The sequence below is a fragment of the Bartonella harrusi genome (genome assembly GCF_024297065.1).
In the GTDB taxonomy this organism is placed as follows: Bacteria; Pseudomonadota; Alphaproteobacteria; order Rhizobiales; family Rhizobiaceae; genus Bartonella; species Bartonella harrusi.
The window spans coordinates 2,100,100-2,109,128 of the sequence record NZ_CP101114.1 but is presented as its reverse complement, the minus strand read 5'-3'; the positions used below and the strand labels follow the sequence as shown (position 1 = coordinate 2,109,128).

The 9,029-nt window shown below is 37.7% G+C and carries 6 protein-coding genes and 1 pseudogene; 2 read left to right on the top strand and 5 right to left on the bottom strand.

All coding sequences use genetic code 11. The annotated features are described in order from the left end of the window. Positions 1–89: 89 nt before the first annotated feature. Positions 90–413, top strand: a complete 324-nt coding sequence (gene trxA / locus NMK50_RS09945; protein ID WP_254770327.1) for a thioredoxin — start codon at positions 90–92, stop codon at positions 411–413. A 114-nt stretch (positions 414–527) separates the two neighbouring features. Here trxA and NMK50_RS09940 read toward each other — a convergent pair whose 3' ends face one another. The 3 genes from NMK50_RS09940 to NMK50_RS09930 all read right to left on the bottom strand — a co-directional run bounded on the left by NMK50_RS09940 (position 528) and on the right by NMK50_RS09930 (position 5,409). After that, the gene (locus NMK50_RS09940; protein ID WP_254770326.1) at positions 528–2,105 is read right to left on the bottom strand and encodes a peptide chain release factor 3; all 1,578 of its coding nucleotides are present in this window, start codon (positions 2,103–2,105) and stop codon (positions 528–530) included. After that, positions 2,105–3,766 (bottom strand): lysine--tRNA ligase, encoded by a 1,662-nt coding sequence (locus NMK50_RS09935; protein WP_254770325.1) that lies wholly within the window; start codon positions 3,764–3,766, stop codon positions 2,105–2,107. The genes NMK50_RS09940 and NMK50_RS09935 overlap by 1 nt, the downstream gene beginning before the upstream one ends. Positions 3,767–4,194: 428 nt before the next feature. Next, positions 4,195–5,409 carry an argininosuccinate synthase gene (locus NMK50_RS09930; protein WP_254770324.1) on the bottom strand — a complete coding sequence of 405 codons (1,215 nt, stop codon included), beginning with the start codon at positions 5,407–5,409 and terminating at the stop codon, positions 4,195–4,197. Positions 5,410–5,584: 175 nt separating this feature from the next. Here NMK50_RS09930 and NMK50_RS09925 point away from each other — a divergent pair. After that, positions 5,585–6,223, top strand: a pseudogene (locus NMK50_RS09925) (LysE family translocator). 2 nt (positions 6,224–6,225) lie between these two features. Here NMK50_RS09925 and rlmN read toward each other — a convergent pair. Next, positions 6,226–7,455 carry a dual-specificity RNA methyltransferase RlmN gene (rlmN, locus tag NMK50_RS09920; protein WP_254770323.1) on the bottom strand — a complete coding sequence of 410 codons (1,230 nt, stop codon included), beginning with the start codon at positions 7,453–7,455 and terminating at the stop codon, positions 6,226–6,228. A 41-nt stretch (positions 7,456–7,496) separates the two neighbouring features. Beyond that, positions 7,497–8,000 (bottom strand): invasion associated locus B family protein, encoded by a 504-nt coding sequence (locus NMK50_RS09915; protein WP_254771241.1) that lies wholly within the window; start codon positions 7,998–8,000, stop codon positions 7,497–7,499. Between the last annotated feature and the right edge of the window lie 1,029 nt (positions 8,001–9,029).

The following is a 9,029-nucleotide window of genomic DNA, read 5'->3' as shown; positions in this document are numbered from 1 at the left end:
CAAAGACCTCTATTATTTATCTTTGCAATATAACTTGATATGAAGCGTTATCGTACCAATCTATAGAAGTGAATATAAAGGATAAATTAATGACATGTGTAAAAGTTGATAAGAGCAATTTCGAAAGTGAAGTTTTGACCTCCTCTACCCCTGTTGTGGTTGATTTCTGGGCAGAGTGGTGTGGTCCTTGCAAAATGATTGCTCCGATTTTAGATGAAATTGCAATGGAAATGCAAAACCAAGTTAAAATTGCTAAAGTCAATATCGATGAAAATCCCGAATTGGCTACTCAATATGGAGTGCGTTCAATTCCCACCTTACTGATGTTAAAGAATGGAAAAGTTTCATCAAATATGGTTGGAGCCGCTTCTAAGGGGCGTGTTTCTGAATGGATCAAAGATGGTCTTCGTTAAAATCTATCTATGATGGCTTTCCTAAAAAGGAGAGAGACTAGAGCTCTCCTTTTGTTTGATTTTTTTTAAGAAAATTTTTTTCTTGCAAAAAACACCCATCAGGAAATTGTTCTTTTATTCAGAGCGGACTTGATAATCCTTAAAAGCTGTAAATTTTACATTCGGCGCTCGTTCTGCTTCATACTTCAATGAAAAATGGTTTTCTGCTAAAAAAACTGGATCACCTTCTAGGTCATACGCAATAGCAGAATGGTGATTGTTAAGAAATTTTTGCAATTCATCTTTGCTCTGTGCTGAAATCCAACGGCATATATTGAAGCGTGCAGATTCAAAACCCACTGGCAAGCCATATTCTACCTTCAATCGTTCTTTTAAAACATCAATTTGCAAAGCACCAATCACACCAATGAGAGAAGGTGACCCATCATCAGGGATAAATAATTGTACAACCCCCTCTTCAGCCATTTGTTGTAAGGCTTCTTTGAGTTTTTTTGCTTTCATTGGATCACCCAAACAAACACGACGTAAAATTTCTGGTGCAAAATTGGGCACACCTTTAAAGAGAATATCTTCTCCTTCCGTTAAGGTATCACCAATCCGCAACGTTCCATGATTGGGAATGCCTACAATATCACCAGCATAAGCTTGATCAGCAATTTGCCGCGAGCGCGCAAAGAAAAATTGTGGAGCAGAAAGTGTGATTGGTTTTCCGGTTCTTACTAATTTTGTCTTCATACCACGTTCAAGTGTTCCCGAACATACCCGAAAAAATGCAATACGATCGCGGTGATTAGGGTCCATATTCGCTTGAATCTTAAAAATAAACCCTGTCATTTTAGATTCAGTTGCTATGATATTGCGTTGATCTGCAACCTGATCTCGAGGACTTGGACCAAAATCAGTAAGCGCATTGATCAAATCACGAACACCAAAATTTCGTAAAGCCGAACCAAAATAAACCGGTGTCATATGTCCTTCACAAAAAGCCTGAAGATCAAAATTTTTACAGGCACTTCGCGCAAGTTCGACCCCTTCAATAAAAGACAAACGTTGGTTTTCAGGAAGCAAACTTGCAACCTCATCTGATCCAGAAACCGTCTGTTGCATCACCTCACTATCTTTTTGACGAAAACGATTATGATGAAAATCAAATGTTCCAACGAAATCTCTACCCGTACCAATCGGCCAAGTTATTGGCGCGGTATCAAGTGCGAGTTTTTCTTCAATTTCATCTAACAGTTCTATAGGATCACGCGCTTCACGATCCATTTTGTTAATAAAAGTAATGATAGGAATATCGCGCATCCGACACACCTCAAATAATTTCAGTGTCCTAGGCTCAATTCCCCGCGCACCATCTAGCACCATGATAGCACTATCAACAGCCGTAAGCGTGCGATAGGTATCATCAGCGAAATCCTCATGCCCTGGAGTATCTAACAAATTAAAGATATGATCTTCATATTCAAACGTCATCACTGATGTCACAACGGAAATACCGCGATCCCGCTCTATATTCATCCAATCAGAACGAGTTTGAATACGATCTTTTTTCGCTTTCACTTCACCAGCAAGTTGAATAGCTCCACCAAATAATAACAGCTTCTCTGTTAGCGTTGTTTTTCCCGCATCTGGATGAGCGATAATCGCAAAGGTGCGACGCCGCTTTACTTCTTGCACTCTCTTTTCCATTATTCCCCCGCAGATCGTGCAAGCGCTTCAGCAATTAATGCACGCATTTCCTTAATCCCATATAAGGCAATAAAGGATCCCCATCGTGGTCCTCGTTCTTGCCCTAATAAAACTTCATAGAGCATTTGAAAAAAGACATTTGAAACACCCGGCCCCCCCTCAGGACTTTTTTTACTATAATCTTGATAGCGCTCCGTTAAACGTGCAACATCAAGAAGCGCATTTTGAAGCATGTTTCCATCAGAATTTTCAGGCAAACTGGCTAATTTTGCATCTATTTGTGCTAATATTGTTCGTTCACTGTCATCTGGTGTTCGAAATTTTTTGTTTGGTTTGACAAAAAGTTCAAAATATTTAATGGCAAATTGCACTAACTGATCAAGTTCCGGATAAGTTCGTGCATTTGCACCATTAGCATAACGAGAAATAAAGCCCCAAAGAACCTCTTTATTCTCAGCATTTGAAGCGCTTACCAAATTCAGGAGCATGGCAAAGGATACAGGCAAATCAACCTGCGGAGGAAAACCATTATGAATATGCCATACAGGATTATTAAGCCGTTCTTGCCATCCTTGACGATCATAAGCTGAAAGATGTGCATAATATTCATCAACGGCTTTTGGAATGATATCAAAATAAAGTCGTTTGGCTGTTTTGGGCTTTGAAAACATATAAAGCCCGAGACTCTCCGTTGGTGCATAGGTTAACCATTCATCAATGGTTAAACCATTTCCTTTGGATTTAGAAATTTTTTGCCCCTTATCATCCAAAAAGAGCTCATAGTTAAAGCCTTCTGGTGGATTTCCACCAAGCACTTTGCAAATTTTAGAAGAGAGATTGATAGAATCAATTAGATCTTTTCCCGCCATTTCATAATCAACACCAAGCGCTTTCCAACGCATTGCCCAATCTACTTTCCACTGGCATTTGACTTTTCCCCCTGTCACTTCCGTTTCAATGGTTTCTCCTGTTTCAGGCTCAATGTAAGTAACAGTGCCTTTTTCAACATTACGAGCAATCATCGGCACCTGTAATACTTTTCCAGAAAAGGGAGAAATGGGTAAAAAGAGTGAATAGGTCGCGCGTCGTTCTTCACCTAACGTTGGCAAAACAATTGCCATCACCTTATCATAACAGGCAAGTATCTTTAAAAGTGTTTCATCAAAACGACCGGAACTATAATAATCTGTGGCACTGGCAAATTCATAATCAAAACCAAAACGATCAAGAAAAGCACGTAAACGCGCATTATTTGCCGCCCCAAAAGAGGGGTAAATATCCCCAAAAGGATCTGGTATACAACTGAGCGGTCGACCAAGATAATTTTCCATCTTCTCGCGATCAGGCACATTATCAGGAACTTTGCGTAAACCATCCATATCATCAGAAAAACAAAGCAGTTTTGTTTGAACTTGATTCTCTGTAAGAATATGAAAAGCATGACGCACCATGGTTGTACGTGCGACTTCTCCAAAGGTGCCAATATGCGGTAAACCAGAAGGACCATAACCTGTTTCAAATATTACACTTTTTGGGTAACCTGTTTTTTCATACCGTTTGATAATTTTGCGTGCTTCTTCAAACGGCCAAGCTTTCGATTGAACCGCCGCATCTCTTAATTCTGGCGTAAGGTTAAGGGCATCAGAATGGTCACGCATCATTATCTTTATCCTAATCTTTATCCTAAAATGAAATTCTTGAATGGCTTTGTGTATGGTTATTGCATTTATTCGTCAATAATAGCGCGCAAAAAGCAGCTAAAAATCTTTTCATGGCGCTTTTGCTATGGCTAAAATCCTCTCTATTCTTTCCATTGTCTTCCCCTTTTGTTTCGTTGTTAACGAAGTATAAGTATCATGAAACGTCATTTTCTTCTTTTGATTCTTGGTATTTTCATTGCTATGATTCTAGAGTTCTCCTATTACACGCATCCGAAAAAAATCCTCTAGAATTAAATTAAAAAGAAGATAAAGAGCCTACACACCAATACCAACGAATGAGAAAAAAACATAAAATTAAACATTCTACAAAGAAAACACCTTCTTATTATATTTTAAGGGTTATTTTATAGAATTGTTTATTTATATTCTCACGAACGCGCTGCCAATATACGCAAACGCAGGGCATTTAATTTAATAAAGCCTGTAGCGTCTTGTTGATCATAGGCACCTTCATCATCCTCAAAAGTTACCAATTTATCTGAGTAAAGCGACTTATTGCTTTGACGTCCCTCAACAATGACATTCCCCTTATAAAGCTTTAATGTAACTTCACCCTCAACATTTTCTTGGGATAAATCAATCGCAGCCTGCAACATTTTCCGTTCAGGTGAAAACCAAAAGCCATAATAAATGAGTTCTGCATAACGCGGCATTAACTCATCTTTCAAATGTACTGCCCCCCGATCTAATGTTAAAGATTCTATTGCACGATGAGCCGTTAAGAGGATAGTTCCTCCTGGCGTCTCATAAATGCCTCGCGATTTCATGCCAACAAAACGATTTTCTACCAAATCTAACCGACCGATACCGTTGTCTCGTCCATAACGATTCAATTCAGAAAGTAAATTTGCAGGAGATAAATTTTCCCCATTTATTGAAATGGCATCACCTTTCTTAAAGCCAATTGTGATTCTGGTAGCTTTATCTGGAGCAGATTCTGGCGAAAGAGTCCGCATATGCACATATTCAGGAGCAGGAAGTGCTGGATCTTCCAACACTTTTCCTTCTGATGAAGAATGCAATAAATTTGCATCCACGGAAAAAGGTGCTTCGCCTTGTTTATCTTTCTCTACTGGAATTTGATGTGCATGCGCAAAATCAAGCAAATCTGTTCGACTTTTAAAAGACCAATCACGCCACGGAGCAATAATTTTGATATCAGAGTTAAGTGCATAAGCAGAAAGCTCAAAGCGTACTTGATCATTGCCTTTTCCTGTAGCTCCATGGGCAATTGCATCTGCTCCTGTTTCTCTGGCAATTTCAATAAGGCGTTTTGCAATAAGCGGACGGGCTATTGATGTCCCCAAAAGGTAGGTTCCTTCATAAACTGCATTCGCTCGAAACATCGGAAAGACAAAATCACGCACAAATTCTTCGCGCAAATCTTCAATATAGATTTCTTTAACACCAAGCATCTCAGCTTTACGGCGAGCAATTGCTAACTCTTCCCCCTGCCCTAAATCAGCTGTAAAAGTTACAACTTCCGCACCTAATTCACTTTGTAACCATTTAAGAATAATCGACGTATCCAACCCCCCTGAATAAGCCAAAACAACTTTCTTTACGTTTTGCCATTTTTTCATTTTAAAGCTCTATATGGTTTGCTTTCTTTGTTTGTACTTAGAAAGTACAATAATATAAGCAGTATAAAATAAATTCTCTTTAAGCAACATTAAAAAGACGCAAAAAAATGTAAGTGCGTGGATCCTTATCAGAACGCAAATAGTGAAAACCGCTTACAAACAAGTGGAGATTTACGTGTCACTTCTACCGGAGTGGTCTATTGTTGTACAATTTGCTTTAGCATCGTTGATTTTAGCACTTATTCCAGAGCCTGATATCATGCTGTCAATAGGACGTACCATTGCTTAAAGCAAAAAAGCTGAGATTATGTGCGCTTTCGGAAGTGCGACAGGTTTTGCTATTCAGGTAACAACTGTAGTACTTGGTTTATCATCGCTTATTTTTACTTTACCACGCGCTTTTTTCTCCTTAGAATTGCTGGGGCTTCTTATCTTTTATATGGCTTTCCTTGCAAGCATTATATAAAAATTCGACATTTTCTTCTAAACAGACGTCTCAGAAACGTCAAAGCCTTAAAAGCCTTTATTTTGCCGATATTGGAATTAACCTTTTAAATCATAAAGTTATTCTTTTTAATGTAACTTTCTTGCCACAATTTATTCATGCTAACGATCCCATGGCTACACAGAAATTACTTATTTTAGGGCTTTCTTATATCCCTATTTCTTTACCAATTATGATTTCCATAGTTTTTATGGCTCATAAACTTACTCAAAATCTTAAAAAAATTCCTCTTGTTTGCGCTTCTTAGATTGGCTCATGGCTAGTGTTTTTACCAGTTTTGCTTTACGTCTTTTCATTACCCAAGATTAAAATTATTTATTGCCAACTGCATCTTCAAATTTTAAACGTTCAGATTTTCGTAAACGCTCTGAAACTGATTTAAGTTGACCACATGCGGCTAAAATGTCGCGTCCACGCGGCACCCGAATAGGTGAAGCATAGCCTGCTTTATTAACCACATCAGCAAAACGTTCAATTTGTTCCCAATCAGAACATTGATAATTGCTTCCAGGCCATGGATTAAAGGGTATCAAGTTAATCTTAGCAGGAATCCCTTTTAATAATTGAATCAAGCGCTTCGCATCATCCAAACTATCATTGATATCTTTTAACATAACATATTCAAATGTAATGCGCTTGGCATTAGAAAGGCCAGGATAATTTCGACAAGCATCCATTAATAGAGAAAGTGGATATTTTTTATTGATGGGAACAAGCATATCCCGTAGTGTATCATTTACTGCGTGCAGTGAAATCGCCAACATCACTCCAATTTCTTCTCCAGTGCGGATAATTCCAGGAACCACACCACTAGTTGAAAGTGTAATTCGACGCTTCGATAAAGAAAGCCCCTCTCCATCAGAAGCAATCAATAAAGCTTTTTTAACTGCTTCAAAATTATAAAGTGGTTCCCCCATCCCCATCATAACGATATTGGTGATTTTTCGTCCTTCAATTGGAACGATTGCTCCATCAGGAGTATTCTTATCAGGAAAATCACCTAAACAATCACGTGCAACCAATAATTGTGCTAAAATCTCTTCCGCTGTTAGATTACGAACAAGGATTTGTGTGCCCGTATGACAAAAAGAGCACGTTAACGTACATCCTACCTGCGATGAAAGACATAAAGTACCACGCCCTTCTTCAGGGATATAAACTGTTTCAATTTCAACAGGCCTTCCTGCTCCACGTGCTGGAAAACGCAACAGCCATTTACGCGTACCATCTTTTGATATTTGTTCTCCAACAATTTCCGGACGTGCAATGGAAAAATGACTTTTAAGCATTTCTCGCAATGGTTTAGAAATATTCAGCATTTTATCAAAATTTGAAACACCACGCACGTAAAGCCAATGCCAAAGCTGACGGACACGCATACGCGTTTGGTGTTCTGGAACACCAATTGCCTTTAAAGCTTGTATCATCTCAATTTGCGATAAGCCAATTAAAGAGAGCTTAGAACTCTCCTCTACGACAACACTCTTTGTTTCTCGCGTTAAGCATGAACCAACTGGTCTAAGGTCATAGGAAATGGCCATCTTTTTCCAATTTATATCACGAGTTTAAAATTATACAAATCTTAATGGCACTTCTGAGCTGCATTTAACGCCGCAGTAATCCCTTTTAAGGAATAAGTGTAGGTGGTATTGGTTCCCCGCTTTGATATAGCTTTCACTGTCATCTTCATTCCAGAACGCATAGCAGAAACAAGTTGTTTTTCTAGCGCTGATGATGCTAACCAAGCTGAGGAATCTTTCGTGAAAAATTCAAAATCTACATTTCCAATGGTCACTATAACTTTTGACCCATCTTTAAGGGGATAACCCGCCATAAATTGTGGTTCAAAGGAGACCGGAGAATTTGAACGCTTAGTAACCAAAAAGAAATTATCGCCATGTTTAACTGTCGTTGGGAATGCCTCAAAGGGTAATGATAATACATAGCAAATTGTATTCTTTGGCGATTTATAAGAATAGGTCCCCCATGCTTCAAATTGGTTCAAACGGCTTGGCGTTTGTGCACATGGCGCTCCAACAGCAACCAGAACCATTATAAATGTAGCAATAACAGTCTTTCTAAACATCTTCATTTAGCTCACTTCTTTAGTCTTTAAAAAGATTCTCTTCATTGAAAAAGCTCAACAAAAACCGTCGATGCTTTAGTGTAATCATTCTTATCCCTTCAACAAGCAAAATATTTTTACACCAACCAGAAAAGATCTTTAAGTTTAACCCTTCAGTTGTGATCAATATAGATTCTTTACTCAATAAATAAGGTGTAAAAAACAATATTTTGATTTTACACTACAAACCCTATTTTTCGTATAAAAACTTCTCTTTTTCAACAACTAGACTTCAAAACAAAATGTGAATATAGCATCACCCTGTTAACAAATAAACTACGCCCCTTGATCATAAGCAATTTCTTGCAAATACTGGGAATGCACCTCATAAAGGAATATGGCTTATTTCACAACTTTTAGGATATTATTTATAATTTAACATATTCAACGCATTTGTGTTAATAAAAATTACTCAACACTCTTCCTTTCATCAATTATAGTGCGTCTACCGTTTGTGTTCAATAGCACTTAGAGCCCACCTTTTTGTACTCTTCAAACTGTTTTGCAAAAAAAATAGCAAATATTATCAGTATATTTACCAAGAAACAAAAAACATGTAGCACTCATCTTAACAATGATATGTCGCTTTGCCTACTGTGATACTATTTACTCGCGTTGATATGTATTATCATCTTAATTTGTCAATTTTTGATGTGATTCCAATAATCTAAATCAGCTTAACCATCCTATTTAAACCGATTCGAAAAAATCCACCTTTTCTTTACTGAGAACGTCTAAAGAGTTCATTTAATAAAAGATTATCATTTCGTTTTGATGTAATTTATAACAAGATATCAAACTTTTTTCTTTTCCAAGCCTTTCTCATCCCCTCCCTATCATTTTTTGAATAACCTTTTCATCAATTAAATGGTGATTAAACAAGCTTGTACGCACAGAAAAATTCTCTTGTTTAATCCAAAACCTATCATTTTCATGTCTACTCTACAAAATTACTTCTTGCGTATTGATTGTAAACAGAAACAAACATTT

Bases quoted from the DNA above. Each gene is read 5' to 3' on its own strand.
- trxA (WP_254770327.1), top strand. From the start codon at position 90: ATGACATGTGTAAAAGTTGATAAGAGCAATTTCGAAAGTGAAGTTTTG.
- NMK50_RS09940 (WP_254770326.1), bottom strand. From the start codon at position 2,105: ATGGAAAAGAGAGTGCAAGAAGTAAAGCGGCGTCGCACCTTTGCGATT.
- NMK50_RS09935 (WP_254770325.1), bottom strand. From the start codon at position 3,766: ATGATGCGTGACCATTCTGATGCCCTTAACCTTACGCCAGAATTAAGA.
- NMK50_RS09930 (WP_254770324.1), bottom strand. From the start codon at position 5,409: ATGAAAAAATGGCAAAACGTAAAGAAAGTTGTTTTGGCTTATTCAGGG.
- rlmN (WP_254770323.1), bottom strand. From the start codon at position 7,455: ATGGCCATTTCCTATGACCTTAGACCAGTTGGTTCATGCTTAACGCGA.
- NMK50_RS09915 (WP_254771241.1), bottom strand. From the start codon at position 8,000: ATGTTTAGAAAGACTGTTATTGCTACATTTATAATGGTTCTGGTTGCT.